Below are 24,220 nucleotides of genomic sequence, written 5' to 3' on the forward strand. Positions count from 1 at the left end.
ACGTATTGACTGACCCAACGCCTTCGCGAGCAGGCTCGCTCCCACAGTTGAAATTGGGTATACCCGTCAGAGACTGGTCGGCTGGAAGGCCGCCATCGCTGGCAAGCCAGCTCCCACAGGGATCAGGGTAGATCCGCTGTACACTCGTATCTCTGAGATAGCTATCGCGAGCAGGTTCGCCCCCACAGAAATCACAGGCGTGCTGAAAGTTGAATCGATCCCCTACCCCTCTGCCCGCCCTTTGCCTTCACGATCACCACGGTAATGCCTGGCCAGCGGAAAATCCGGCAGCCACGATTCACGCCGCACAATCCAGCTCTCATAGGTCGGCTTCAACTGATCCGGCGCATCGAGCGCGCCGAGGTTCACCTCGACCTCATCAGCACTGCGGTTGAACACCGACGAACCACAGCGCGGACAAAAGTGCCGCCCCTGGAACTCATGGGTTTCGCCGCTGATGGTCACCGCGTCCTCAGGAAATATCGCCGAAGCATGAAACAGCGCACCATGGACCTTGCGACAGTCCAGGCAATGGCACAGCCCGACCCGGTAAGGCTCGCCAGAGGCTTGAAAACGCACATCGCCGCACAGGCATCCGCCGGTGAATGCAGTCATGGTTCAGCTCCATCGCGCTCGTGGTGTCACGCCCCCAGAGCCTATAACAGTCGGCGCTGCAATGCAGGCGATGTTTCAGATGAAAAAGCTTGATGTGGCGACACTGCAACGGGCATTCGCCGGCCAGAGCTAATACACTCAGACGCTGACCTGCCGGGACGATCACGATGAAACACGCCGCTGCGAAAAACCCCGAGAAAGCCCCGCGTTTCTGGCGCGACGACGCCCTGCCCTTCATCGAAGCGCGGGCGATCGCGGATGGGCGTGAAGTCTGCTATGCGCGGCATTCCCATGCGCATTTTTCCATCGGCGCGATCACCGCCGGGCGCAGCACCTATGTGCATGAGCAGGCGCAGTATGAGGTGGCGGCCGGCACCGTGGTGCTGATGAATCCCGGCGATGTGCATGCCTGCAATCCGATCGATGATCAGCCTTGGTCGTACGTGATGTTGTATGTCGAAACGCCGTGGCTGACGGATTTGCAGCATCAACTGGGGTTTGCCGGGGAGCTGGAATTTCGACGGTTCTCCGACACGCATCTGACCGATGCCGAGCTGTTTGGCAAATTGATGGGGTTGTATGAGGTTTTGCTCGACGACCAAATGGAGGCGCTGGCGAAACACAGCGCGGCGGTTGAGTTTTTCAGTGATTTGCAGGGGCGCCTGAACCCGGCGGACGAGCCCGTTGCCGAGCCGAATTTCAAGCTGGAGCGCGCCGCTGATTTCATCCGTGGACATTGCACCGAAGTGCTGAGCCTCGAGGCAATTTGCGCGGCGGCGCAACTATCGCCGTCATACCTGATTCGTGCGTTCAGGCAGCGTTACGGGATGACGCCCCATGCCTTCCTGGTCAACCAGCGCATCCAGTTCGCCCGCGAGCGTTTGCGCAGCGGCCAGTTGATTGCCGATGTCGCGCTAGAGGCTGGATTCGCCGATCAGGCGCATTTTCAGCGAGCATTCAAACAGCATCTGGCGGCGACGCCGGGGCAGTATCGCGGCTGACTTCATACTCGAAGTTGAACTCTGAACCCTTGTGGGAGCGAGCCTGCTCGCGAAAGCGGTGTGTCATTCAACACTTCACTGACTGATCCACCGCATTCGCGAGCAGGCTCGCTCCCACAGGGGTTTGGTGGGCCTGTGAATCAAGTGAACAGCAAATAAAGCGCACTCACCGCCAGCAACAACGCCATCAATCGATTGAACCAGCGCATCCCCGCCGCATGGCTCAGATATCCGCGCAAGAACGTCCCCGCATACGCCCAGCAGCCCACCGACAGATAGCAGATCACCAGATACACCGCCGCAAACTGCCAGACCAGCCGCGCCTCGCCGTCGGCGACAAACGCGCCCATGCCGGCTACGCACGCGAGCCAGGCCTTGGGGTTGAGCCATTGCATGACTGCGCCGTAGAGCATAGACGGCGCGCGGGCGGAGTCGCTGGCGTTCAACTGGCCGTCATCGCTGGCCAGTTTCCAGGCCATGAACAACAGAAACGCCACCCCGGCCCATTGCACCACCCGGGTCATGAATGGCCACAACTGCAGAACTTCATGCAGGCCCAGGCCCATCAGCACCAGCAACAGCACAAACCCCAGCGTCGCCCCGGCCACGTGCCGCTGGCTGGCACGAAAACCGTACTGCGCGCCTGAACTCAAGGCGACGATATTGACCGGCCCGGGGGTGATGGATGCGGCGAGGGCAAACGCCGCCATGGAAAGAATCAGACTCATTGCACACCTGCTCAAACAAGGAACGAGGTGGCTACGGTAGCGAGCGGGGGATTTGCGGTATTGAAGAAAATGACCCTGAGGCTGCGAATCTTCTGAGGGAGCGGTGGGTCAGTCAGCCCAGTGTTGGCTGAGCTGACGTCTTCGCGAGCAGGCTCGCTCCCACAGGGTTTTGCGTGAGACTCAAATCTCGCCCCCCCACAAGACCTGTGTTGGGGAGCCTGCTCGCGAAAGCGTTCGGTCAGTCACAACAGATTTGTCAGGACTGAAGCCATCGCGAGCAAACTCCCCCTACAGCGGCCACTCAGGCCAAGCGCGGCACGGTGAAGCGGAATTCGCTGCCCTGCCCCGGCTCGCTCTCGGCGACGATCTGTCCGCCATGGGCTTCGACGATGCCTTGGGTGATGTACAAACCCAGGCCCGTTCCGGTCGGGTTGCCTTCCTTCACCGTCCAGTAACGATCGAACACATGCGGCAAGTGCTCCTTGGGAATGCCTTCGCCACTGTCACGCACGATAAATACAATCTCATCGCCCACCGATCTGGCGTGCACGCCGACGGTGCCCATGCGCGGGGTGAACTTGATGGCGTTGCCCACCAGGTTCGACAGCACCTGAAACAGCCGCTCAGGGTCGGCGTGGATGCGCAGGTCAGGATCGGCCTGGAAGGAAATGCTGATGTCCTTGTCATGGGCCAGAGGCGACAGCAACGCTTGGGCCTCTTCAAAGATATGCCCGACCTCCAGCGCCTGCGGGGTGATCGAGTAGCGCCCGGCGTCGATTTTCGAGGTATCGAGCAAGTCTTCCAGCAGCGTGTTCATCCGCGCCGTGGCCTGTTGCATGGTGTCAATTGCAGTGGAGATACGCCGCGAAGTGTGCGCGCCTTCCGAGCTGAAGGCTTTCTGCATCATGCCGCAGAGCATGGAAATCACCGTCATCGGGTTGCGCAGGTCGTGGGAAACCACCGCCACCAGATCATCGCGCGCCTGCACAGCCGCCTGCTCGCGACGTACCTGACGGGCCAGATCGTTTTCCAGCGCCGAACGGCGCAGGTCATTGGCGGCGAACCGGTCACCGTGGCTCCACTTGGTGGAGATCCCGGCCATCTCGACCTTCCACATCTCGAACGAGGTACGCGGACGCAAGCGCATCCCAGCGTCGGAGTTTTCCAGATCCAGCGGCTTGCGCGGGTCGCCGCTCCAGTTGATGTTTTCCTTCACTTCCGGACGGAACCACAGCACGCCGTTTTCCACCGGTTTGGGCAGGCTCATGGCGAGCACACCACTGGCCACCGACTGATACTGCGCCGCCGGCGGGTAAACGCTGGACAGGTAATGGCTGGCAAACACCGGCTCGCCGCGCGCCTGCAACCATTTGTGCAGCGCGCGAATCTCTTCCGGTTCAGGGCAGTTGCCGTAACGGTGCAATTGCTTGTCTTCGATGATCGCGATGCCGCCGGCATTGACCAGCGCCATCAGTGTTGCAGGCTGCTGGGCGAGGCCGTCGAAGACGTTCTGCGGCGAATCGACCATCGCCTGATTGAGCCGCGCGAGCGCCTCGACCTTCTCTTCACGCTGGCGGGTCAGTTCAAGGGTTTCCATGGCACTGATCTGCAACGACAGGACCTGGCCGATGGTCTGGCAAGCCATGCGCAATTCATGCGGCACGTGCAGCGGCTGGCGGTTGCCGCAGCTGATCAGGCCCCAGAGCTTGTCGCCCTTGAGCAGGGAAATGCTCATCGACGACAGCACGCCCATGTTCTTCATGTACTGGCAGTGAATCGGCGAAACGCTGCGCAGCGTGGCGAAACTGAGGTCGAGCGGCGTCTGCGTGTCCGGGCGCAGCTTCGGCACCAGTGGCACCGGCTGATAATCGGCGTTGGGGATGATCCGCAGCCAATTGGTGCGATACAGCTCGCGCGCCTGCTCGGGAATGTCTGAAGCCGGGAAGAACAGGCCGTTGAACACTTCCATCGACGGATCGGACGCTTCGGCGATGACCTGACCGTGGCCCTCCTCCTCGAAGCGATAGATCAGCACCCGGTCGTAACCGGTCATCGCCTGGATTTCCTTGACGCTGATGTCGTACAGGGCCTGCAGCGTGGTTGCCGCTTGCAGGCGCTGGAGCATGCGGCCCAGGTGGGTATTGACCCCGGCGACGTTGCGCGGCTGGAAATTCTTCACGTGAATTTCCAGTTCGAGAATCAGCACGCCCTGATGGCGGTGCAGCAAACCTTCGAATTCAGTGCCGTTAAGCTCGAAACGCAGGGGCGCCGCCTCGGAGAACGTCGCCTGTTGCAAGGCTTGCAGCACTTGCGCGGTGTGTTCGGCGCCGATCAGGCTGTGCAGCGGCTGGCCGATCAAGGATTCGGGCGCGCGGGCCAGCAGGGTTTCGACGTTGGCGCTGACCTGGATGATCTGCAGCGCAGGCTCGGTCAGGGTCAGCAGCAGGCCATGGGGCTGGATCGCGCCGGGAAAGCGGATCGGCTCGTCGGCACAGTTGGCCAGCAGTTCTTCAAAGGCTTGTTGGTCTTGCGGGTTCATGCCAGTACCTCCTGGCGCTCGAGCCACTGCTCGAAACAGCTGAATGTGGTTTGTGCTGCGCTGACCACGGCCGCGCGTTCGCTGGCCGCCATGGGCCGGTTGCTCAGGTATTCGATGAACTCGCGCCAGCGCCGCCCGGTGGCCGCGCCGTAGACATCGAGGAAGGCAGCGCCATTGTCGGCGTCCAGATTCAGCCGCGCGGCGATCTCGCGACGCAGGATCTGCCCGCCGAGAGTCGCGCCTTCGAGCACGTACAAAACGCCGAGACTGGCGGCGCTGGAGTCAATGACTGGCAGATCTTCACACAGCGGCAAATCATCAGTGGTTGCCCCCAGTGCGCGCAGGTCGGCGCGCAGGGTGTCAGCCTTCAGACGAGGCAGCAGATTGAAATCGTCCGGGATCGCGCCACTGGCGAGCAACGCCTGTTCGAGCGGCTGATAGAACCCGTAATAGGCCTGCATCAAGCGCTCGAAAGCGGGGGTATCGAGGGTGTCGGAGAAAAAAGGAAGGCGTTTTTCCAGTGCGATGTGCAGTTCGGCTGTGCCGGCCCGCAGATCTTGCAGCACCGGTGGCACATAAACCTCACGGGCCTTTGCTTGCATGTAGATCGCTCTTGGTGGGACCCGGCAGGGGCCATTCTGGGTGGGCTCGACGTGGGGGGAATTTATCACGCCACGCAGCTTTTTCTGCCTGCCGAAGCGTTTTTTCTGTCGAACTGCGACCCTATGACAGGTTCAGAGTGGCGCCGGATCAGAAAAGTTCGACCGACGCCACTATCCCGCCACTGCTGACCACCTCAATCAGCGCCGTCGTTCTGCACCGATGGGTCGCCGTTGGCCGGTACGCTGCTGTCGGCAGCGGGTTTCGAAGGATTGTTTTTTTCGGCGCCGGGATAACCGGGCAGACCGCGAGTATCGTCCGGCGTCATGACATCTTCGTTGTCACGGCTGACATCCCAGTCGGTGGTGGCGTTGGGGTCTTCATCGCGCCCGGCCGTGCCAATGGCGAAGCCGTCGTCGTTGGGATTGACGGTTTGGTTAAGCGCTTTGTCGTTGCTGGATGGGTTGCTCATGTCTGCCTCCAGAACACGTTGATCGGACTTGTTTGGAAACGCCTTGGCCGCTCAAGTGCAATGGACAAGACCAACGGTGCATTCGCGGGGCACCGGTCGCCTGGCGTGAACCACCGCAACGGCGCACGGTTCTCAAGAGAAACACTTGCTCGAGCACTGTCATGAGCCATCCGCGATTCGGCATTGAGGAAGAGTACTTTCTCACTGACCTGCAGAGCCTGCGCATGATCGGCAGTCCGCCGCCACAGGCCATCGAGGCTTGCCGGGCGGCGCTGGGTGTGTGGTTTGCCACGGAGATGTTTCAGGGCCAGATCGAAGTGGCTTCGCCGGTATTCAGCGATTTCGAGCACGCCAGTGATTTTCTGCGAGGCAGCCGTCAGGCCTTGCGCACGGCCCTGGAGCCATTTGCTCTGGGCATGCTCAGCGCCGGCAGTCATCCGCTGGCCGACTGGCGCGAGCAGGTTCCGACCGACGAGGAACATTTTCATCTTCTGTTCGAGCGCTACGGCCATGTTGCCCGGCGCAGCGTGTTGTCGGGGCTGCATGTGCACGTCGAGGTGGTCGAGCCGCTGGATCGCGTTGCGGTGATGAATGAAGTGCTGCCATGGACGCCGCTGCTGTTGGCGCTGAGTTGTTCGTCGCCGATCTGGGATGGCGCCGCCAGCGGTTTCATGAGCTATCGGCAGACCGCGTGTGACGAGTGGCCCCGCATGGGCATCCCGCCGCTGTTTGCCGATCAGCGCCATTACGACGAGCACTTGGCGTTTCTCACGCGCATCGGCGCCATCACTCAGCCAGGCGAATGCTGGTGGGGCGTGCGCCCCGCCGCGCGTTTTCCGACCCTGGAACTGCGCATGACCGACGCTTGCCCTCGGGTCGACGATGCGCTGACCCTGGCAGCGTTTTTCCGCGTATTGGTGGCCCATGCCAGTGCACAGCGACGGCCCGGATTGCTGTACGACCAGACCGCGCGTTCGATGCTGGAGGAAAATCGCTGGCGCGCCAAACATCAGGGGATTCATGCACGCTTTCTGGTCGAGGGCATCGACGGTGATTGTTCGATCACGCAGTGGCTGGAGCTGGCCGCGCAGCGTTTTGCCGATACTGCGCAGGTATTGGGCGCGGCGCAGTTGTTCGAGCGTGCCCGGGCGATCATCGACAGCGGCACCAGCGCCGATCGGCAACTGGCGCTGTTCAATCTGGCGTCTGAACAAGCGCAAAACGGCCGCTCGGCCCTCGGTCAAGTGGCCGAGCAGCTGCTTCAGGAAACCGCTGGCTGATCGCTCTCGGACGGGCCTTTGAGTTCGACCTGATTGCCGTCCGGGTCAAAGCAATACAGCGACAAGCCGTAACCCTCGGCGCCAAAACGCCTGGCCGCTTGTTCAACGGTCAGCCCGAACGATTGCAGGTGAGCGATGAGCGCGGCTTCGTCGAACGGTTCGATGCGCAGGCAGAAGTGGTCGACATTGCGTCGCTGCGCCTGCGCCGCGCCACCGCCCTTGCGCCCGAGTTCGCCGTGCAAGTCGACCAGATCGATCATCGACGTGCCAGCGCGCAAATGCACCAGCCCCAGCGGCTGGTTATGCCTGACCACTTCGGCGCCGAACACCCTGGCGTAGAAATCGATGCTGCGTTGCAGGTCGGCGACGCGCAGGACGATATGATCGATGTGCTGAATGGAAAACGGCTGCATGGTTTGGCTTCCTCGAAAGCGGCGACCCGCTCATTGTGCTGCACAAGGGAAAAAATTCACTGTCGATTTTTCGGTGGAGCCATCGACAAAGCGGATTTACTCTCACGTCATGAACATACCAGCCGCTGTCCTGCCGCCCCACGCCGAAATGGTTCGCGCCATGCTCGAGCGCGACACTGCCTATGAAGGCGTGTTCTTCACCGCCGTGAAAACCACCGGGATCTTTTGCCGCCCCAGTTGCACGGCGCGCAAACCGAAACCGGAAAACGTCGAATTCTTCGCCCACGCCGACGAATGCCTGTGCGCCGGTTATCGCGCCTGCCTGCGCTGCAAACCGCTGGACGCGGCAGCCATCGCCCCGGACTGGGTGCAGCGCCTGCTCAATGCGGTGGACGCCGATCCCGAACGACGCTGGAGCGATGCGCAATTGCTCGCCGAGGGCATCGAACCGCTGAAACTGCGGCGCTGGTTCAAGCAGCACTTCGGTATGACTTTCCACGCCTGGCTGCGCACACGGCGCCTCGGCATGGCTCTGGGCGGAATCAGGCAAGGCACGTCGATCGATCACGCCGCGTTCGACTCCGGCTATGAATCGCTCAGTGGTTTTCGCGATGCGTTTCAGAAGTCCTTCCACATCACCCCGGGCCGCGCGGCCAATAGTGAACCGTTGCTATTCACTCGCCTGACCACGCCGCTGGGGCCGATGATCGCCATGGCCGAGCGCCGTGGGCTGGTGTTGTTGGAGTTTCTCGATCGCCCGGCGCTGACCCGTGAAGTCGAAGCGCTGCAGAACCGTTATGGCTACGCGGTTGCGCCGGGTCACAACGCCCACTTGCAGCAGATCGAGGTGCAACTGGCGGATTACTTTGCCGGCAAACTCACTCAGTTCAGCGTGCCGCTGCACCTGCCCGGCAGCGCTTTTGCCCGTGAGGTGTGGGCGGCGCTGCTGCAAATTCCCTACGGCCACACCAGCACGTACGGCGCCATCGCTGCGGGCCTGGGCAAACCCGGCGCCAGCCGTGCCGTCGGCCTGGCCAACGGGCACAATCGCCTGTCGATCGTGGTCCCGTGCCACCGAGTGATCGGCGCAGACGGCTCGCTGACCGGCTATGGTGGCGGACAACCGCGCAAGGCGTTCCTGCTCAGGCTGGAAAACGCCGCACTACAAATGACTCAACAATTGGCTTTTTGAGCCATGCAATCCAACACGCAAGTAGGGATTTCGATCGGTATGTCCGAATCACCGCAACATGGCTGACATGTATGAGATGGCCAGCGCTTTTCTGGCCGCGATAGACACTGACTGGCAGCGCCATGTCAGCGCCGTCGGCCCGTGCCTGCATCAACCACATCCAGCGCGCGATCCCTATGAATCGCTGGTCCGGGCGATTGCCTATCAGCAACTGCACGCCAAGGCCGGCGATGCGATCCTTGGGCGTTTAGTGGGGCTGTTTCCCGGTCAGGTGTTTCCACGCCCGGAGCAGATTCTGGCTACCGAGGTCGAGCGCCTGCGTGCTTGTGGTTTCTCGGCGAGCAAGATTGCGACGATTCAAGGGATAGCCCAGGCGACGCTGGACGGCGTGGTGCCGGATTACCCGACTGCGTGGGCGATGGACGATGAAACCCTGATCGAACGCCTGACCAGCCTGCGCGGCATCGGGCGCTGGACCGTAGAGATGTTGCTGATCTACAGCCTCGAACGCATGGATATCCTGCCGGCGGATGATTTTGGCGTACGTGAGGGATATCGGCGCTTGAAGGGACTGGAGGTGCAGCCGACGCGCAAACAGATGATCGAGATTGGCCAGGCGTGGAAGCCTTATCGGACGGTCGCGGCCTGGTATCTGTGGCGCGTGGCCAAGGTTTAGACCGCGTTATCGTTGTTCGCGAGCAGGCTCGCTCCCACATTGATTGGAGGCGGCAGGTAGAACCCGGGAGTTGAAACTAAACGCGGTCGGCTCCCTTTCCCCCTCTCCCTGGGGAGAGGGCTGGGGTGAGGGGGAAATCGAACTGCCGCTGCAAATTTTCCGCCCTGAGAATCTCGAACAGCGCCTGCGCCGCCGCCGACAGTTCATTGCCCGGCTCGGTCAACACGCCAATCGCCCGCTCCACAGAATCATTCAAGGTCAGGCAATGCGCGCCCAGCTCGCGCATTTGCCCCGCGCACAATGCCGGCACCGCGCTGACCCCAAGCCCGCTGGCAACCATTCGGCCAACCGTCGCCAATTGATGGCTCTCGAACTCCACCGGCAACTTCATTCCGCGCGCCTGCAAATGCTCTTCGAGCATGACCCGCACGGTCGATGGCCGCTGCAGGGTGATGAACGGTTGCTCCAGCAAAGTCTGCCAATCGATGTCGGCGCGACCGGCCAGCGCTGAATCGGCCGGCACCACGGCGACAAAGCGATCGACATACAGCGGTGTGAATGTCATCGACGTGCTCTGCATCGGCGCGAACGCCACACCGAGTTCGACCTGACGATCGCGGACCATTTCCAGCACTTGCTCGTTGATCACGTCGTTGACGGTGACGTTGACGTTCGGATAACGCGCGCGGAAGCTCTTGAGAATCGGCGGCAGCAGATTGCCGGCAAACGACGGCATCGCCGCCAGCGTCACGCGTCCGCGTTGCAGGCTGAAACGCTGACGCATCTCGTCTTCGGCGTTGTCCCAATCGGCGATCAAGCGGCGCGCCAGCGGCAGCAGGGACTCGCCTTCCGGGGTCAGCGCGACATTGCGCGTGTTGCGGCTGAACAAGCGCCCGCCCAGGCCCTCTTCCAGCGCTTTGATGGTCAGGCTCAGCGCTGACTGCGACAGGTGCAGACGCTCGCAGGCCACGGCGAAGCTCAGGCTATGGGCCACGGCGAGAAAGGCACGGATCTGTTTGATGGTCATGGTCGCTTTGCTCCAGTTGCAAGCTGCAAGCCGTGATGCGATGGCCCTGATCGTTGATCGTTCCCACGCTCCGCGTGGGAATGCCTCTAGGGACGCTCCGCGTTCCAGTGACGCGGAGCGTCACGGGCTGCATTCCCACGCAGGAGCGTGGGAACGATCATCCGGGTGCTCAACTGTTGAGCTTTATCAATCAATCAACCGCAAAAATCAACTTAACAAATATATTCCACAGAGAGACACTCCAGTCATTCGGCTAGCCAGCCGCCCGCAAATAATAAAAGAGGTGCCTATGGCAGGTTTCGACAAGCGTGTGTATTCCTACGAGGAAGCGATGGCCGGGCTGGAAGACGGCATGACCGTCATCGCCGGCGGCTTTGGCCTGTGCGGCATCCCGGAAAACCTGATCGCCGAGATCAAGCGCAAGGGCACCCGTGACCTCACCGTGGTTTCCAACAACTGCGGCGTTGATGGTTTCGGCCTTGGCGTGCTGCTCACCGACCGCCAGATCAGCAAGGTCATCGCTTCCTACGTCGGCGAGAACAAGTTGTTCGAAGAACAACTGCTCAAGGGCGAGATCGAAGTCATCCTTACCCCGCAAGGCACGCTCGCCGAAAAAATGCGCGCGGGCGGCGCCGGCATTCCGGCGTTCTTCACCGCCACTGGCGTTGGCACCCCGGTTGCTGAAGGCAAGGAAGTGCGGGAATTCAAGGGTCGCAAGTACCTGATGGAAGAATCCATCACCGGCGACTTCGCCATCGTCAAAGGCTGGAAGGCCGACCATTTCGGTAACGTCGTTTACCGACACACCGCGCAGAATTTCAACCCGCTGGCCGCGACCGCCGGCAAGATCACGGTGGTCGAAGTCGAAGAAATCGTCGAGCCCGGCGAACTCGACCCGACGCAGATCCACACCCCGGGCATCTACGTCGACCGGGTCATTTGCGGCACGTTCGAAAAACGCATCGAACAGCGCACCATCCGCAAATAATTCAGGCCTACGGAGAACAACAACATGGCACTTACCCGCGAACAAATGGCTCAACGCGTCGCCCGCGAAATGCAGGACGGCTACTACGTCAACCTCGGCATCGGCATTCCGACCCTGGTTGCCAACTACATCCCCGAAGGCATGGAGGTCATGCTGCAGTCGGAAAACGGCCTGCTCGGCATGGGCCCGTTCCCGACCGAAGAAACCATCGATGCCGACATGATCAACGCCGGTAAACAAACGGTGACGGCACGGATCGGCGCGTCGATCTTCAATTCCGCCGAGTCCTTCGCAATGATCCGTGGCGGCCACGTCGACCTGACCGTCCTTGGTGCATTTGAAGTCGACGTTGAAGGCAGCATCGCTTCGTGGATGATCCCCGGCAAACTGGTCAAGGGCATGGGCGGCGCGATGGATCTGGTGGCCGGCGCCGACAACATCATTGTCATCATGACCCACGCGTCCAAGGACGGTGAGTCCAAGCTGCTGGCCAAGTGCAGCCTGCCGCTGACCGGTGCCGGCTGCATCAAGCGCGTGCTGACCGACCTCGCCTATCTGGAAATCGAAAATGGCGCTTTTGTCCTCAAGGAACGCGCACCTGGCGTCAGCGTCGAGGAAATCGTCGCCAAAACCGCTGGTAAACTGATCGTCCCGGATCACGTACCGGAAATGCAGTTCGCTGCCGAGTGAGGAATTCGAAAATGCAAGACGTCGTCATTGTTGCCGCCACGCGTACCGCGATCGGCAGTTTTCAGGGCTCCCTGGCCAATGTATCCGCTGTAGACCTGGGCGCGGCGGTGATCCGCCAGTTGCTCGAGCAGACCGGTCTGGACGGGGCGCAGGTCGATGAAGTGATCATGGGCCAGGTGCTCACCGCTGGCGCCGGGCAGAACCCGGCACGTCAGGCCGCGATCAAGGCTGGCCTGCCCCATGCCGTACCGGCCATGACCCTGAACAAGGTTTGCGGTTCGGGCCTCAAGGCTCTGCACCTGGGCGCGCAAGCGATCCGTTGCGGCGACGCCGAGGTTGTCATCGCCGGCGGTCAGGAGAACATGAGCCTGTCCAACTACATCATGCCGGGCGCGCGCACCGGTCTGCGCATGGGCCACGCGCAAATCGTCGACACCATGATCAGCGATGGCCTGTGGGATGCGTTCAACGATTACCACATGGGCATCACTGCCGAGAATCTGGTCGACAAGTACGAGATCAGCCGCGAACAGCAGGACGCCTTTGCTGCCGCGTCTCAGCAGAAAGCCGCCGCCGCGATCGAGGCCGGGCGCTTCGTGGATGAAATCACGCCGATCCTGATCCCGCAGCGCAAAGGCGATCCGGTGGCGTTCAAGGTCGACGAGCAGCCACGCGGCGATACCAGCGCAGAATCTCTGGCAAAACTGCGTCCGGCCTTCAAAAAGGACGGCAGCGTCACCGCTGGCAACGCCTCGTCGCTGAACGACGGTGCCGCCGCTGTGATTCTGATGAGTGCCGAGAAAGCCAAGTCGCTGGGCCTGCCGGTTCTGGCAAAAATTGCTGCATACGCCAACGCCGGCGTCGACCCGGCGATCATGGGCATCGGCCCGGTATCGGCGACCCGCCGCTGTCTGGACAAGGCCGGCTGGAACATCGACCAGCTCGACCTGATCGAAGCCAACGAAGCGTTCGCTGCGCAATCGCTGGCCGTGGCCAAGGACCTGCAATGGGATCTGGACAAGGTCAACGTCAACGGCGGCGCCATTGCCCTCGGCCACCCGATCGGCGCATCAGGCTGCCGCGTGCTGGTGACGCTGCTGCATGAAATGCTCAAACGCGATGCGAAAAAAGGTCTGGCGACCTTATGCATCGGTGGCGGTCAGGGTGTCGCGCTGGCGCTGGAACGCGTTTAACCACGACATCCGCGTTAGCCTGCTCAAAAGCCCCTCACCCTAGCCCTCTCCCAGAGGGAGAGGGAACTGATCGGGGAATGCGCAGGAGTGATGTCGGCTTGAACGAGCAGAGTTGAATCCATAATCGACTCGGTCATCCAGGTCGATGTCTGACGCAAGACACCTCGGTCGGCTCCCTCTCCCCCCGGGAGAGGGCTGGGGTGAGGGGAACTGGTGACTGCGTTGCATCGAGTTTCTTTTTGCATGGTCAGAGTCTGTAGTGAATGTTCTGGCCCCTTCGCGAGCAGGCTCGCTCCCACATTTTGCAATGCATTTCCCTGTGGGAGCGAGCCTGCTCGCGAAAGCGATTGTTCAGGCGCCAACCATTCAAGGCTTGCGCAAAAGATAGGTATCCATGATCCACCCATGCTCCGCCCGCGCCGCCTTGCGCACCCGTTCGATCTCATCGGCGACATCCGCCAGCCGGCCACTGATCAGTACCTCGTCCGGTGTGCCCAGGTAAGCGCCCCAGAAAATCTCGGTCTGCCGGTCCGCCACCCGCTGGTAGGAATCCTCGGCATCGAGCATCACCACCAGACTGTCCGCTTCACTCACCTGCCCTGCCGCCAATCGCCGGCCTGTGGTGATTTCTACCGAGCGACCAATCGAGTTCAAGGGTATTTTGTGCTGCGCAGCCAGGGCCTGAACGCTGGTGATCCCCGGTATCACTTCGTATTCAAACTGACAGCGGCCTGATGCCTGAATCGCCTGAAGAATCCGCAGTGTGCTGTCGTATAACGCCGGATCGCCCCATATCAGAAATCCGCCGCACTGGCCGTCGGACAATTCTTCATTGATCAGCTGTTCGAATGTCTGCTGCTTGGCGCGATTCAGTGCATCGACGCTCGCCGTGTAGTCGACATCGCCGCGCTCGCGCTCCGGACTGCTGGCTTCGACAAAGCGATAAGCGTGGTCGGTGATGTAGCGCTCGCAGATCTCCCGGCGCAGGTCGATCAGCGTCTGCTTGCTCTGGCCTTTATCCAGCAGAAAGAACACATCGACCCGATTCAGCGCTTTCACCGCCTGCATGGTGATGTAGTCCGGATTGCCGGCGCCAATGCCGATGACCAGCAGCTGTTTCATCAGAATTCCTCGTCAAGGGCCATGCCCGGCAAGCGTAGCCGCCAGATGCCATTGAAGCGCAAGTCGATCATCGCCAGCGGTTCGATGTCGATTGCGTGGAACGCCGCGCCTTGCAGCACCTGCATCAGCGCCGCGCGCATGACGAACGGATGGGTGACTGCCACTACATGTCCTGGGGTTTCGGCGATGGAGTCCAGCCACATTGAGACCCGCTGCGTCAGTTGCCTGACTGATTCGCCGCCATGGGGTGCCGCTTCAGGATCGGCCAGCCAGGCTTGCAAAGCCTGGTTTTCGTTGGCTTGCAGATCCTTGATCGACTGGCCGTGCCAGCGTCCCCAATCGCAATCGCGCAGGGCTTGATCAATCTGCGCATCGACGCCAAACCATGCCGCCGTTTGCTGAGTTCTCAACTCCGGGGCACACACCAGCCGCCGTGTTACCGCCAATCGCGCCCTCAACGCGTCGGACGGAACAGCCAGATTTTCAACAGGCTCGTCCGTAGGAAAACGCGCTAGTTTCTGTGCGACGGTTCGCGCATGGCAAATCAGTGTCAAACGGCTACTTGGCACAAGCAGGTTCTCGGTCGAAAGATAAAACAAACAATGGCACACAGCCGATACGCGTCGCATTGTGCCGTAAAACCTCGGCGTTCAGGGTTGTCACCGGCCCGTCGCTGAGCTTGGGATAGGTAATGTCTGACACAGCAATCGGCAAAGGACTACAACAGCGCGCTACTTCGACGTAGCCCTTATTACACGGGCACCTTGCACACTTTTGGTGCTCGAAAAACCTGTACAAAAATTAGCTAGACATGTAACACCCATTACATAAATACTCGTTTAACGGATTGTGAAACGAATTCGACACCCCATCCAGCAGGAGCCCGGATGCCCCCTCTCAGAGACCTGATCACCGACCCCGGCCTGGACCTGACGCCATCGGAGCGCAAAGTCGTTCGCGCCCTGCTCGATCAGTATCCACGCAACGGTCTCGGGCCTATGGCGCGACTGGCCGAACATGCCGGCGTCAGCGATCCGACCATCGTGCGCCTGGTGAAAAAGCTCGGTTTCGGCGGTTATGCCGAATTCCAGGAAGCCCTGCTCAGCGACATGGACCATCGCCTGCGTTCACCGCGCACCTTGTTGCAGCCGCGCTCGCAGCAGAACAAGGACGATGCCTGGGCGCATTACCTGGCCGACAGCCAGCGTTTACTGGTCGACACTCAAGCCCTGACCCAGCCTGAAGACGTGCGCATCCTCGTGGAATGGCTGCTCGACAGCCGCCATCAGGTCTACTGTTTCGGTGGCCGCTTCAGCATTCTGCTGGCCAATTACCTGCTCAACCACTTGCGCCTGCTGCGTCCCGGCTGCTTCGCCCTGGAAGACAACGCCCTGCTGCCCGACCGTTTATACGATCTGCAACGTCAGGACGTGGTGCTGGTGTTCGACTACCGGCGCTACCAGACCCAAGCTTTGCGCGTTGCGCAGGCGGCGAAAAACAACAACGCGCGGGTGGTGCTGTTCACCGATGTCTACGCCTCGCCGCTGCGCGAGTTGGCCGACCTGATCATCAGCGCGCCGGTGGAATCGGCGTCGCCGTTCGACACCATGGTGCCGGCGCTGGCGCAGGTCGAGGCGTTGATCGCCTGCCTGACCTTGCGCGTGCCGGACCCGGCCGATCGCCTGGAAGGCATCGATGCCCTGCGCAACGACTTTGCGACTCACCTGCTGGAGGACAAATAAGGATGTTCAGCCTTCCCCACCGCTCGCCTCGGGACCTGCCGTTTGCGACCGACCACACCGTGTTATTGCTGGTGGACATGCAGCGCGCCTGGCTCGAACCGCAATTCGACCCGCACCTGAGCGAGCCGGATGCCGAGTATTTTCTCCAGCGCACGCGCAAGCAAGTGGTGCCCAATCAGCAACGGCTACTTGGCGCCTTTCGCCAGGCGCAGCAGAACGTGCTGCACACGATTATCGAAAGCCTGACCGCCGACGGTCGCGACCGCTCGCTGGATCACAAACTGTCTGACATGCACTTGCCCAAGGGCAGCGTGCAGGCTCAGGTCATCGCTGAGCTGACCCCGACCGAAAACGAAATCGTGCTGCCGAAGACCTCCTCCGGGGTGTTCAATTCAACCAATATTGATTACGTGTTGCGCAATCTGCAGACCCGCCATCTGATCATTGCCGGTATTGTCACCGACCAATGCGTCGACATGGCTGTGCGCGACGCCGCCGACCGTGGCTATCTGGTCACGCTGGTGGAGGATGCCTGCGCCACTTATACAGCTGAACGCCATCACGCCTGCCTCAACGCGATCAAGGGTTATTGCTGGATCACCGACACCGACACTGTGCTCGGGCGTTTGCAGGAGATGCGGCCATGAGCCCGCGCCTGACGCCGTTGCCGATGACCACGCTGGTGACAACCGACCTGATCGGCATCACCCGTGGCCGCTCGTTTCCCAGCGATGAGCTGGAGCATTACCAGGCGGCGGGTTGCGGTTGGGTACCGGCCAACAGTGCGTTGACGCCGCAGGACATCATCGCTTTGAGCAATCCGTGGGGTGCGTATGGCGACCTGCGGCTGATTCCCGATCTGAGCAGCCGCGTCACTGTCGGCAGCGGCCCGGACGCCAATGCGCCGGTGCTGGATTTCATTCACGCCGACATTCGCGAGACCGACGGCCAGGCATGGGGCGCCTGCCCGCGCACATTGCTGCGCGATGAAATCGAGCGCTATCGCGATGAACTGGGTTTGCAGGTCAACGCCGCCTTCGAACATGAGTTCAACCTGCACGCAGGCGTTGCCGAGCACGCGGCGTTCTCTCTCGAAGCGCAGCGTCAGGGCGCCGAATTCGGCGGCTGGCTGCTCAGCGCCCTGCGCGCCGGCGGCGTCGAGCCGGAAATGTTCCTGCCGGAATACGGCAAGCACCAATACGAAATCACCTGCCGCCCGACGCTTGGCGTGGCGGCGGCGGATCGCGCGGTCAACGTGCGGGAAATCACCCGGGAAATCGCCCGGCAAATGCGGCTCGACCTGAGTTTCGCGCCGAAGACTGCCGCCGAGGCGGTGTGCAACGGTGTGCACCTGCACGTCAGCCTGCTCGACCTGAGCGGCCAGCCGATGTTGTACGACGCCGGCACCAGCAACGGCCTGTCGAGCATCGGTCAGCACTGGGCTGCCGGAGTCCTGCATTTTCTACCGGCGCTGTGCGCATTCACCGCGCCGACGCCGCTGTCCTACCAGCGTTTGCAGCCGCACCACTGGAGCGCGTCGTATGCGTGTCTGGGGCAGCAGAACCGTGAAGCGGCGCTGCGCATCTGCCCGACTGTGACCTTGGGCGGCAAGTCTGCCGCGCAGCAGTTCAACCTGGAATTCCGCGCCATGGACGCCACTGCCTCGCCGCATCTGGCCATGGCTGCGCTGCTGATTGCCGGGCGGCTGGGCATCGAACAGCGTCTGGCGCTGAACGCGGTTACCGATGAAATTCCCGATTCACTCAACGACGAGCAACGCAAGGCCCGGGGCATCGTCGCCCTGCCCGCCTCGCTGGCCCAGGCGCTGGATTGCCTGCGTGACAGTGCAGCCTTCAACGAATGGCTGCCCAAGCCGTTGCTCGACACTTATTACGCCCTGAAAACCGAGGAGCTGGCGCTGACGGAACAGCTCTCGCCCGCTGACCTGTGTGAGCACTATGCACGCCTGTACTGAATCCGCCGAGCTTGGGTTGTACACCCGCCCGGTCTACAACCTGAGCCGCGAGGACTCGACGAACCCGTTGATCCTCGTGTGCGAACACGCCAGTCGCTACATCCCCGACGCCCTGAACAATCTGGGCCTGGACGAGGCGGCCGCGCGCGAACATATCGCTTGGGACATCGGCGCGCTGCAACTGGCCGAACAGTTATCGGAACAGCTCGGCGCCACGTTGCTCAGCGCCAATTACTCACGGCTGCTGATCGACCTCAACCGCCCGCGCCATGCGCCGGACAGCATCCCGCTGCAGAGCGAGATCTACCCGATACCGGGCAATCGCGAGCTGGATGAGGCGACCCGCGAGTACCGGCGCCAGACGTTGTTCAAACCGTTTCACGCGCGCTTGCAGACCTTGATCGACGAGCGCATTGCCAAAGGTCTGCCGGTGCGGGTGGTCGGTGTTCACAGTTTCACCCCGGTGTATTACGGCCAGCCGCGACCACTGGAAGTCGGCGTGTTGTTCGGCCAGGCCCAGGACTATGCTCAGCGCCTGCTCGACGGGTTGCAAGCGCACCCGCTGAAAGTCGCGGGCAACCAGCCGTACAAAATTGATCCCTTGGGCGACATGACCGTGCCCGTGCACGGTGATGCCAGGGGCCTTGAGGCGGTGCTGATCGAGGTGCGCAATGATCTGCTGCGCAGTCCCGAAGCGGTTTCGCGCTGGGCAGGTTACCTCGCACCTTTGCTGTAAACGAAGGACCGATAAAACATAAACCGACCGATGGCTGACAAGGAGTTGCGCTTCATGGAAATTGAAGAATTCGGCTACAAGCAAGAGTTGAAACGTAGCCTGACGCTGACCGATCTGGTGGTGTACGGGATGATCTTCATGATTCCCATCGCCCCGTTCGGTGTGTATGGCTACGTCAACGCCGAAGCACCGGGGATGGTGCCGCTGGCGTACATCATCGGCATGGTCGCAATGCTGTTTACTGCATTGAGTTACGGCAGCATGGCCAAGGCCTTTCCGGTTGCCGGTTCCGTATATTCCTACGCGCAACGCGGGCTTAATCAACACGTCGGTTTCATCGCTGGCTGGCTGATGCTGCTCGATTACCTGCTGATTCCGCCGCTGCTGTATCTGTATTCAGCGATGGCGCTCAACCATTTGTACCCGGACATTCCCAAGGTCGGCTTCATCCTGGCGTTTCTGGTCAGCGCGACGTTCGTCAACCTGCGCGGCATCACCTTCACCGCGCGGATGAACATGCTGTTCCTGCTGGCACAACTGGTCGTGCTGGGCATCTTCCTGTTCTACGCCTGGAACGCCCTGCACAACGGTGGCGGTAACGGTGAGATGACGCTGGCGCCGCTGTATCACCCGCAAACCTTCAACTTCGCCCTGCTGATGCAAGCGGTGTCGATCGCCGTGCTGTCGTTCCTCGGCTTCGACGCGATCTCCACCCTCGCCGAAGAAATCAAGGAAGATCCGGGCCGCAGCGTCGGCAAGGCAGCGCTGATCACTCTGGCAGTAATGGGCACGATTTTCGTCGTACAAACGTGGATCGCCACCGATCTGGCAGCGGGCATGGGCTTCAAATCCGCCGACACCGCGTTTTATGAAATTGCCGAAATCGCCGCTGGCAGCTGGCTCGCGACCCTGACCGCCGTCGCCACGGCGCTGGCCTGGGGCGTTGCTGTAGCGATCACCTCGCAGGCCGCCGTCTCGCGCCTGCTGTTCGGCATGGCCCGCGACGGCAAGCTGCCGAAGGTGCTGGCCAAGGTCCACCCGAAACACAACACGCCGTACCTGAGTATTTATCTGGTGGCGGTATTGTCACTGCTGATCTGCTACCTGTTCATCGACGCGGTGGACATCCTCACCTCGCTGATCAACTTCGGCGCCCTCAGCGGTTTCATGCTGCTGCACCTGACGGTGATCAACCACTACTGGCGTCGGCAGAAGTCGGGGCAGTTTGTGCGCCATCTACTCTGCCCGGTGATCGGCTTCATCATCGTCGCCGCCATCATGTACAACATGGGCGTCGATGCGCAGAAACTAGGCCTGATCTGGATTGCCCTGGGCCTGGTGTACCTGTTCTTCCTCAACAAGCTCGGCGCCAGCACTGCGCTGCCCGATCCGAGCAAAGGCTGACAAGAAAAAGAGCGGCGTCTGACAACAAATCAGGCGACCGCCGATTCAATGCGTGGAAACCGACAGTGATAGTCAGGTTCGGCGAATGGGCCGACCTTTTGATACAGGAGTACATCCATGCTGGTCTTACGCCCAGTCGAGCAGAATGATCTGCCCCAGCTACAGCGCCTGGCCCGCGAGAGCCTGATCGGCGTGACCTCGCTGCCGGATGACAGCGAACACCTGCGCGAAAAAATCGCCGCGTCATGCGCGTCCTTCGATAGCGCCGCCCAGGCGCAGGGGCCGGAGAACTACTTCTTCGTGCTGGAAGATCTCGAACGCCGGCAATTGGTCGGCTGCTCGGAAATCCTTGCCACCGCCGGCTTCAAGGAGCCGTTCTACAGTCTGCGCAACCGCCACTTCACCAGCGCTTCGCGGGAATTGAACATCGAGCATGGCGTGCCGGCGTTGTCGCTGTGCCATGACCTCAGCGGGCATACCTTGCTACGAGGTTTCCACATTGACGCCACGCTGGTGCGTACGCCGTTTTCCGAACTGCTGTCGCGGGCGCGCCTGCTGTTCATTGCTGCGCATGCACAGCGGTTCTCCGAGGCGGTGATCACCGAAATCGTCGGCTATAGCGACGAGCAGGGTCATTCGCCATTCTGGGATGCGCTGGGCAAGCACTTCTTCGACCTGCCCTACGCCGAAGCCGAGCGTCTGTGCGGGTTGCAGAGCCGCACGTTCCTCGCCGAACTGATGCCGCAATATCCGATCTACGTGCCGATGCTGCCGCCTGCGGCGCAGGACTGCATCGGCCGCGTGCACCCGGACGGCCAGGAAGCCTTCGACATCCTCGCGCGGGAAGGCTTCGAAACCAACAGCTACATCGACCTGTTCGACGCCGGCCCGACCCTGTATGCGCGCACCGCGAACATTCGCTCGATCGCCGACAGCCAGACCGCCATTGTTCGCCAACAATTATCGACCGACGCCTGTGGCCGTTACCTGCTGAGCAACGACGCCCTGCATGACTACCGCGCGATCGTCACCGAACTCGACTATCACCCCGGTCAACCGCTGCCCCTGACACCCACCATCTGCGCGGCGCTGAAGGTCAGCGATGGCAGCTCGATACGGCTGGTCGCTCTGTGAGCCGCGTTAGCGATCCGCGCCTGAATCGGTCCGCCAAAGGAGTTGGAGCATGATTGTCCGTCCGGTAAAAGTCAGTGATCTTCCTGCCTTGATGACCCTCGTCGAACAGGCAGGGCCAGGTTTTACCACCCTTCCCGCCAATGAGGACCGCCTCGCACATCGAGTGCGTTGGGCACAGCGCGCATTCGCCGAACAGGTGGAGCGCGCCGATGCCGATTACCTGTTTGTCCTCGAGGATGATGAGCAGCGCGTGGTCGGTGTCAGCGCGATGGCCGGCGCCGTTGGCTTGCGCGAGCCCTGGTACAACTACCGGCTCGGCGTGACCGTCAGTTCGGCGCCGGACCTGGGCATTCAGCGGCAGATCCCGACATTGTTCCTCAACAACGAACTGACCGGCCAATCGGAGCTGTGCTCGCTGTTCCTGCGCCATGACCAGCGCAACGGCAGCAATGGCCGCCTGTTGTCGCTGGGTCGTCTGTTGTTCGTTGCCGAATTTCCGCACCTGTTTGGCGAGAAGATGATCGCCGAACTGCGCGGCAGTGCCGATGAAAACGGTTGCTCGCCGTTCTGGGACAGCCTCGGCCGGCACTTCTTCCAGATGGATTTCACCCATGCCGATCACTTGTCCGGCCTGGGCAACAAAGCCTTTATCGCCGAACTGATGCCGCGCCAGCCACTGTACACCTGCCTGCTCACCGAACAGGCGCAGGCGGCGATCGGCCAGACCCATCCAAACACCCAGCCGGCGTTGAAGATCCTTCAGGCCGAAGGTTTTACGCACAAAGGTTACATCGACATTTTCGACGGTGGCCCGGTTATCGAAGCGCCGATCCGCAGCATCCGCACGGTGCGCGACAGTCTCGAACTGACCCTGAGCCTCGGCACCCCCGACGAGCAGGCGCCGCTGTGGCTGATTCACAACCGCCGGCTGGAAAACTGCCGCATCACCGCGGCCCACGGTCGACTGGTGGGCAACAGCCTGGTGGTTGATCGTCTCACCGCCAAGCGCCTGCAACTTCAGCCGGGAAATTCGGTGCGCGCGGTGCTCCTGCCCCATCAACAGCAACATGCCGTGGCGGCCTGATATTTCCGGCACGGGAGATTAAACCTTTCAGCCGCCAGTCCTGCCGCGCAAATTCGTCATGATTCTTGACCCATTCGCGTGATAGCCTTTTCATTCTTCGGCGTTGACACCTTTGCTCAAGCCTTTCCATTCCTTATGTATTGGTGGAACTCGTATGACCAGGCTTTCCCATCAAGATTTGCGCCGCAATTTCCGTCAGCTGCTGGCCTCCGACACCTGCTACCACACGGCTTCGGTGTTCGACCCGATGTCGGCCCGTATCGCCGCTGACCTGGGTTTTGAAGTAGGTATCCTCGGCGGTTCCGTGGCCTCCCTGCAGGTGCTCGGCGCACCGGACTTCGCCCTGATCACCCTCAGCGAATTCGCCGAACAGGCCACGCGCATCGGTCGCGTCGCCCAATTGCCAGTGATCGCCGACGCCGATCACGGCTACGGCAATGCCCTCAACGTGATGCGCACCATCGTCGAACTGGAACGCGCCGGCGTCGCTGCACTGACCATCGAAGACACCCTGCTGCCCGCGCAATTCGGACGCAAATCCACCGACCTGATCACCGTAGCCGAAGGCGTCGGCAAGATCCGTGCGGCGCTGGAAGCCCGGGTCGACACCGAGATGGCGATCATCGCCCGCACCAATGCCGGCATTCTGCCGAACCAGGAAATCATCAGCCGCACCCGTCAATATCAGGCGGCGGGCGCTGACGGTATCTGCATGGTCGGCGTGCAGGACTTCGATCAGCTGGAACAAATCGCCGAGCACCTGACCGTGCCGCTGATGCTGGTCACCTACGGCAACCCGGCCCTGCGCGACGACAAACGCCTCGCCGAACTGGGCGTGCGCGTGACCATCGACGGCCACGGCGCCTACTTCGCCGCGATCAAGGCAACCTACGACAGCCTGCGCGAACAGCGGCAGATCTTCACGCAGGCCTCCGACCTGAGCGCGACCGAATTGACGCACACTTATACCCAACCGGAGGAATACATCCTCTGGGCCAAGGAGTACATGAGCGTCAAGGAGTGACGCAAACGCAGCTCCGGCCCCTTCGCGAGCAGGCTCGCTCCCACAGTTGAAATGCGATCCCCTGTGGGAGCGAGCCTGCTCGCGAAAGCGCTTTGCGCTATGCCGCTAAACCGCTGTCTTGTACCCCTCCTCCCGCTGCGCCGCCCGCGCCTGAATCACATTCAGAATCGCGCAGCCCTCGCGCATCAGCAGATGAACCGCGCTGGTCACCCGCGTCAGATCACAATCGGAAATGCCCTTGAGGTTGAGGCTGGCGAAAGTGTCAGCCAGATCACGCACGACCACAAACCGGTGCATCGCACAGGCGGCCATGTCGCTGAGTTCAGTGTGGGTATTGATGAAGAGCACCGGGGATTCGGCGTCGTAGGTGTCGATGGGGAGATAGCGCGGCATTACTTGGTCGGTCATAGAGTTCACTCCAAAAAGGTCAGGTTCTGTATTCGACCGGCCAAGATCGTCGCAGAGTTATCTGCGAACCGAGACTATAAGAGCCGCGCCCGACGGCCGCAACGAGAGCTTCTGTCGGACTTTTCGGTATTTTTTGTGCGCCGTCCTCGACTGCCACTTTTCCCACAAAAGCCCCTC

At 61.4% G+C, this 24,220-nt stretch carries 25 protein-coding genes and 1 pseudogene; 16 read left to right on the top strand and 10 right to left on the bottom strand.

The window, feature by feature from the left end:
* Positions 1 to 222: 222 nt before the first annotated feature.
* Positions 223 to 615 carry a GFA family protein gene (locus KVG85_RS09970; RefSeq protein ID WP_016774146.1) on the bottom strand — a complete coding sequence of 131 codons (393 nt, stop codon included), beginning with the start codon at positions 613 to 615 and terminating at the stop codon, positions 223 to 225.
* Positions 616 to 670: 55 nt separating this feature from the next.
* On the opposite strand from KVG85_RS09970, the pseudogene KVG85_RS09975 reads away from it, so the two are divergent.
* Both KVG85_RS09975 and KVG85_RS09980 read left to right on the top strand, forming a co-directional pair.
* Positions 671 to 748 (top strand): annotated as a pseudogene (locus tag KVG85_RS09975) (VOC family protein); the annotation flags it as partial.
* 34 nt (positions 749 to 782) lie between these two features.
* Complete coding sequence (locus tag KVG85_RS09980; RefSeq protein WP_217863731.1) at positions 783 to 1,616, top strand: AraC family transcriptional regulator; 834 nt, start codon at positions 783 to 785, stop codon at positions 1,614 to 1,616.
* 140 nt (positions 1,617 to 1,756) lie between these two features.
* Here the strand turns inward: KVG85_RS09980 and KVG85_RS09985 are convergent, their stop codons facing one another.
* From KVG85_RS09985 to KVG85_RS10000, 4 genes are all read right to left on the bottom strand, one after another.
* Positions 1,757 to 2,344: a LysE family translocator gene (locus tag KVG85_RS09985; protein WP_217863732.1), complete on the bottom strand. Its 588-nt coding sequence runs from the start codon at positions 2,342 to 2,344 to the stop codon at positions 1,757 to 1,759.
* A gap of 301 nt (positions 2,345 to 2,645) precedes the next feature.
* Entirely contained in the window at positions 2,646 to 4,883 is a 2,238-nt protein-coding gene (locus tag KVG85_RS09990; RefSeq protein WP_217863733.1) for an ATP-binding protein, read from the bottom strand.
* The gene (locus KVG85_RS09995) at positions 4,880 to 5,485 is read right to left on the bottom strand and encodes a biliverdin-producing heme oxygenase (RefSeq protein ID WP_217863734.1); all 606 of its coding nucleotides are present in this window, start codon (positions 5,483 to 5,485) and stop codon (positions 4,880 to 4,882) included. Before KVG85_RS09995 ends, KVG85_RS09990 begins: the two co-directional genes overlap by 4 nt.
* A 194-nt stretch (positions 5,486 to 5,679) precedes the next feature.
* A complete protein-coding gene (locus KVG85_RS10000; RefSeq protein ID WP_217865014.1) occupies positions 5,680 to 5,955 on the bottom strand; it encodes a hypothetical protein in 276 nt (91 codons plus the stop codon).
* 161 nt (positions 5,956 to 6,116) lie between these two features.
* On the opposite strand from KVG85_RS10000, the gene KVG85_RS10005 reads away from it, so the two are divergent.
* Positions 6,117 to 7,235, top strand: coding sequence for a carboxylate-amine ligase (locus KVG85_RS10005; RefSeq protein WP_217863735.1), 1,119 nt, complete (start codon positions 6,117 to 6,119; stop codon positions 7,233 to 7,235).
* Here the strand turns inward: KVG85_RS10005 and KVG85_RS10010 are convergent.
* Positions 7,217 to 7,648, bottom strand: coding sequence for a VOC family protein (locus KVG85_RS10010; protein WP_217863736.1), 432 nt, complete (start codon positions 7,646 to 7,648; stop codon positions 7,217 to 7,219). The two genes, KVG85_RS10005 and KVG85_RS10010, sit on opposite strands and share 19 nt — an antisense overlap.
* A 109-nt stretch (positions 7,649 to 7,757) precedes the next feature.
* On the opposite strand from KVG85_RS10010, the gene KVG85_RS10015 reads away from it, so the two are divergent.
* Both KVG85_RS10015 and KVG85_RS10020 read left to right on the top strand, forming a co-directional pair.
* The gene (locus KVG85_RS10015) at positions 7,758 to 8,840 is read left to right on the top strand and encodes a bifunctional transcriptional activator/DNA repair enzyme AdaA (protein WP_217863737.1); all 1,083 of its coding nucleotides are present in this window, start codon (positions 7,758 to 7,760) and stop codon (positions 8,838 to 8,840) included.
* A gap of 58 nt (positions 8,841 to 8,898) precedes the next feature.
* The gene (locus tag KVG85_RS10020) at positions 8,899 to 9,516 is read left to right on the top strand and encodes a DNA-3-methyladenine glycosylase family protein (protein ID WP_217863738.1); all 618 of its coding nucleotides are present in this window, start codon (positions 8,899 to 8,901) and stop codon (positions 9,514 to 9,516) included.
* A 76-nt stretch (positions 9,517 to 9,592) separates the two neighbouring features.
* Here the strand turns inward: KVG85_RS10020 and KVG85_RS10025 are convergent, their stop codons facing one another.
* Positions 9,593 to 10,543, bottom strand: coding sequence for a LysR family transcriptional regulator (locus tag KVG85_RS10025; protein ID WP_130911631.1), 951 nt, complete (start codon positions 10,541 to 10,543; stop codon positions 9,593 to 9,595).
* A gap of 289 nt (positions 10,544 to 10,832) precedes the next feature.
* Here KVG85_RS10025 and KVG85_RS10030 point away from each other — a divergent pair, with 289 nt between their 5' ends.
* The 3 genes from KVG85_RS10030 to KVG85_RS10040 are packed head-to-tail and all read left to right on the top strand — an operon-like array spanning position 10,833 to position 13,414.
* Positions 10,833 to 11,531 (top strand): CoA transferase subunit A, encoded by a 699-nt coding sequence (locus KVG85_RS10030; protein WP_016774135.1) that lies wholly within the window; start codon positions 10,833 to 10,835, stop codon positions 11,529 to 11,531.
* Between the two features lie 24 nt (positions 11,532 to 11,555).
* Positions 11,556 to 12,221: a CoA transferase subunit B gene (locus tag KVG85_RS10035; RefSeq protein ID WP_217863739.1), complete on the top strand. Its 666-nt coding sequence runs from the start codon at positions 11,556 to 11,558 to the stop codon at positions 12,219 to 12,221.
* Between the two features lie 11 nt (positions 12,222 to 12,232).
* Positions 12,233 to 13,414 (top strand): acetyl-CoA C-acetyltransferase, encoded by a 1,182-nt coding sequence (locus KVG85_RS10040; RefSeq protein ID WP_217863740.1) that lies wholly within the window; start codon positions 12,233 to 12,235, stop codon positions 13,412 to 13,414.
* Positions 13,415 to 13,780: 366 nt separating this feature from the next.
* On the opposite strand, the gene cobF is transcribed toward KVG85_RS10040, so the two are convergent.
* Complete coding sequence (gene cobF / locus KVG85_RS10045; protein WP_217863741.1) at positions 13,781 to 14,536, bottom strand: precorrin-6A synthase (deacetylating); 756 nt, start codon at positions 14,534 to 14,536, stop codon at positions 13,781 to 13,783.
* A complete protein-coding gene (locus KVG85_RS10050) occupies positions 14,536 to 15,165 on the bottom strand; it encodes a histidine phosphatase family protein (protein WP_225926662.1) in 630 nt (209 codons plus the stop codon). The genes cobF and KVG85_RS10050 overlap by 1 nt, the downstream gene beginning before the upstream one ends.
* Before the next feature lie 258 nt (positions 15,166 to 15,423).
* On the opposite strand from KVG85_RS10050, the gene KVG85_RS10055 reads away from it, so the two are divergent.
* The 8 genes from KVG85_RS10055 (at position 15,424) to KVG85_RS10090 (ending at position 23,635) form a co-directional block, all read left to right on the top strand.
* Entirely contained in the window at positions 15,424 to 16,278 is an 855-nt protein-coding gene (locus KVG85_RS10055; RefSeq protein ID WP_016774129.1) for a MurR/RpiR family transcriptional regulator, read from the top strand.
* 2 nt (positions 16,279 to 16,280) lie between these two features.
* Positions 16,281 to 16,925 (top strand): cysteine hydrolase family protein, encoded by a 645-nt coding sequence (locus tag KVG85_RS10060; RefSeq protein WP_217863743.1) that lies wholly within the window; start codon positions 16,281 to 16,283, stop codon positions 16,923 to 16,925.
* On the top strand, positions 16,922 to 18,253 hold the full coding sequence (locus tag KVG85_RS10065) for a type I glutamate--ammonia ligase (RefSeq protein WP_217863744.1): 1,332 nt from the start codon (positions 16,922 to 16,924) through the stop codon (positions 18,251 to 18,253). The genes KVG85_RS10060 and KVG85_RS10065 overlap by 4 nt, the downstream gene beginning before the upstream one ends.
* Entirely contained in the window at positions 18,237 to 18,989 is a 753-nt protein-coding gene (locus tag KVG85_RS10070) for an N-formylglutamate amidohydrolase (protein WP_206422201.1), read from the top strand. Before KVG85_RS10065 ends, KVG85_RS10070 begins: the two co-directional genes overlap by 17 nt.
* 54 nt (positions 18,990 to 19,043) lie before the next feature.
* On the top strand, positions 19,044 to 20,393 hold the full coding sequence (locus KVG85_RS10075; RefSeq protein ID WP_217863745.1) for an APC family permease: 1,350 nt from the start codon (positions 19,044 to 19,046) through the stop codon (positions 20,391 to 20,393).
* Between the two features lie 117 nt (positions 20,394 to 20,510).
* Positions 20,511 to 21,527: an arginine N-succinyltransferase gene (locus tag KVG85_RS10080; protein WP_217863746.1), complete on the top strand. Its 1,017-nt coding sequence runs from the start codon at positions 20,511 to 20,513 to the stop codon at positions 21,525 to 21,527.
* A 49-nt stretch (positions 21,528 to 21,576) separates the two neighbouring features.
* On the top strand, positions 21,577 to 22,611 hold the full coding sequence (astA, locus tag KVG85_RS10085) for an arginine N-succinyltransferase (RefSeq protein ID WP_217863747.1): 1,035 nt from the start codon (positions 21,577 to 21,579) through the stop codon (positions 22,609 to 22,611).
* A 154-nt stretch (positions 22,612 to 22,765) separates the two neighbouring features.
* Positions 22,766 to 23,635 (top strand): isocitrate lyase/PEP mutase family protein, encoded by an 870-nt coding sequence (locus KVG85_RS10090; protein WP_016774123.1) that lies wholly within the window; start codon positions 22,766 to 22,768, stop codon positions 23,633 to 23,635.
* Between the two features lie 105 nt (positions 23,636 to 23,740).
* Here KVG85_RS10090 and KVG85_RS10095 read toward each other — a convergent pair whose 3' ends face one another.
* The gene (locus KVG85_RS10095; RefSeq protein WP_217863748.1) at positions 23,741 to 24,043 is read right to left on the bottom strand and encodes a hypothetical protein; all 303 of its coding nucleotides are present in this window, start codon (positions 24,041 to 24,043) and stop codon (positions 23,741 to 23,743) included.
* Between the last annotated feature and the right edge of the window lie 177 nt (positions 24,044 to 24,220).

Origin of the sequence: Pseudomonas triticicola (assembly GCF_019145375.1) — a bacterium.
GTDB lineage: Bacteria > Pseudomonadota > Gammaproteobacteria > Pseudomonadales > Pseudomonadaceae > Aquipseudomonas > Aquipseudomonas triticicola.

Bases quoted from the DNA above. Each gene is read 5' to 3' on its own strand.
- KVG85_RS10020 (WP_217863738.1), top strand. From the start codon at position 8,899: ATGGCTGACATGTATGAGATGGCCAGCGCTTTTCTGGCCGCGATAGAC.
- KVG85_RS10030 (WP_016774135.1), top strand. From the start codon at position 10,833: ATGGCAGGTTTCGACAAGCGTGTGTATTCCTACGAGGAAGCGATGGCC.
- KVG85_RS09985 (WP_217863732.1), bottom strand. From the start codon at position 2,344: ATGAGTCTGATTCTTTCCATGGCGGCGTTTGCCCTCGCCGCATCCATC.
- KVG85_RS10075 (WP_217863745.1), top strand. From the start codon at position 19,044: ATGGAAATTGAAGAATTCGGCTACAAGCAAGAGTTGAAACGTAGCCTG.
- KVG85_RS09970 (WP_016774146.1), bottom strand. From the start codon at position 615: ATGACTGCATTCACCGGCGGATGCCTGTGCGGCGATGTGCGTTTTCAA.
- KVG85_RS10005 (WP_217863735.1), top strand. From the start codon at position 6,117: ATGAGCCATCCGCGATTCGGCATTGAGGAAGAGTACTTTCTCACTGAC.
- KVG85_RS10070 (WP_206422201.1), top strand. From the start codon at position 18,237: ATGCACGCCTGTACTGAATCCGCCGAGCTTGGGTTGTACACCCGCCCG.
- KVG85_RS10080 (WP_217863746.1), top strand. From the start codon at position 20,511: ATGCTGGTCTTACGCCCAGTCGAGCAGAATGATCTGCCCCAGCTACAG.
- KVG85_RS09990 (WP_217863733.1), bottom strand. From the start codon at position 4,883: ATGAACCCGCAAGACCAACAAGCCTTTGAAGAACTGCTGGCCAACTGT.
- KVG85_RS10090 (WP_016774123.1), top strand. From the start codon at position 22,766: ATGACCAGGCTTTCCCATCAAGATTTGCGCCGCAATTTCCGTCAGCTG.
- cobF (WP_217863741.1), bottom strand. From the start codon at position 14,536: ATGAAACAGCTGCTGGTCATCGGCATTGGCGCCGGCAATCCGGACTAC.
- KVG85_RS09995 (WP_217863734.1), bottom strand. From the start codon at position 5,485: ATGCAAGCAAAGGCCCGTGAGGTTTATGTGCCACCGGTGCTGCAAGAT.
- astA (WP_217863747.1), top strand. From the start codon at position 21,577: ATGATTGTCCGTCCGGTAAAAGTCAGTGATCTTCCTGCCTTGATGACC.
- KVG85_RS10060 (WP_217863743.1), top strand. From the start codon at position 16,281: ATGTTCAGCCTTCCCCACCGCTCGCCTCGGGACCTGCCGTTTGCGACC.
- KVG85_RS10095 (WP_217863748.1), bottom strand. From the start codon at position 24,043: ATGACCGACCAAGTAATGCCGCGCTATCTCCCCATCGACACCTACGAC.
- KVG85_RS10065 (WP_217863744.1), top strand. From the start codon at position 16,922: ATGAGCCCGCGCCTGACGCCGTTGCCGATGACCACGCTGGTGACAACC.
- KVG85_RS10025 (WP_130911631.1), bottom strand. From the start codon at position 10,543: ATGACCATCAAACAGATCCGTGCCTTTCTCGCCGTGGCCCATAGCCTG.
- KVG85_RS09980 (WP_217863731.1), top strand. From the start codon at position 783: ATGAAACACGCCGCTGCGAAAAACCCCGAGAAAGCCCCGCGTTTCTGG.
- KVG85_RS10035 (WP_217863739.1), top strand. From the start codon at position 11,556: ATGGCACTTACCCGCGAACAAATGGCTCAACGCGTCGCCCGCGAAATG.
- KVG85_RS10000 (WP_217865014.1), bottom strand. From the start codon at position 5,955: ATGAGCAACCCATCCAGCAACGACAAAGCGCTTAACCAAACCGTCAAT.
- KVG85_RS10050 (WP_225926662.1), bottom strand. From the start codon at position 15,165: ATGCGACGCGTATCGGCTGTGTGCCATTGTTTGTTTTATCTTTCGACC.
- KVG85_RS10055 (WP_016774129.1), top strand. From the start codon at position 15,424: ATGCCCCCTCTCAGAGACCTGATCACCGACCCCGGCCTGGACCTGACG.
- KVG85_RS10010 (WP_217863736.1), bottom strand. From the start codon at position 7,648: ATGCAGCCGTTTTCCATTCAGCACATCGATCATATCGTCCTGCGCGTC.
- KVG85_RS10040 (WP_217863740.1), top strand. From the start codon at position 12,233: ATGCAAGACGTCGTCATTGTTGCCGCCACGCGTACCGCGATCGGCAGT.
- KVG85_RS10015 (WP_217863737.1), top strand. From the start codon at position 7,758: ATGAACATACCAGCCGCTGTCCTGCCGCCCCACGCCGAAATGGTTCGC.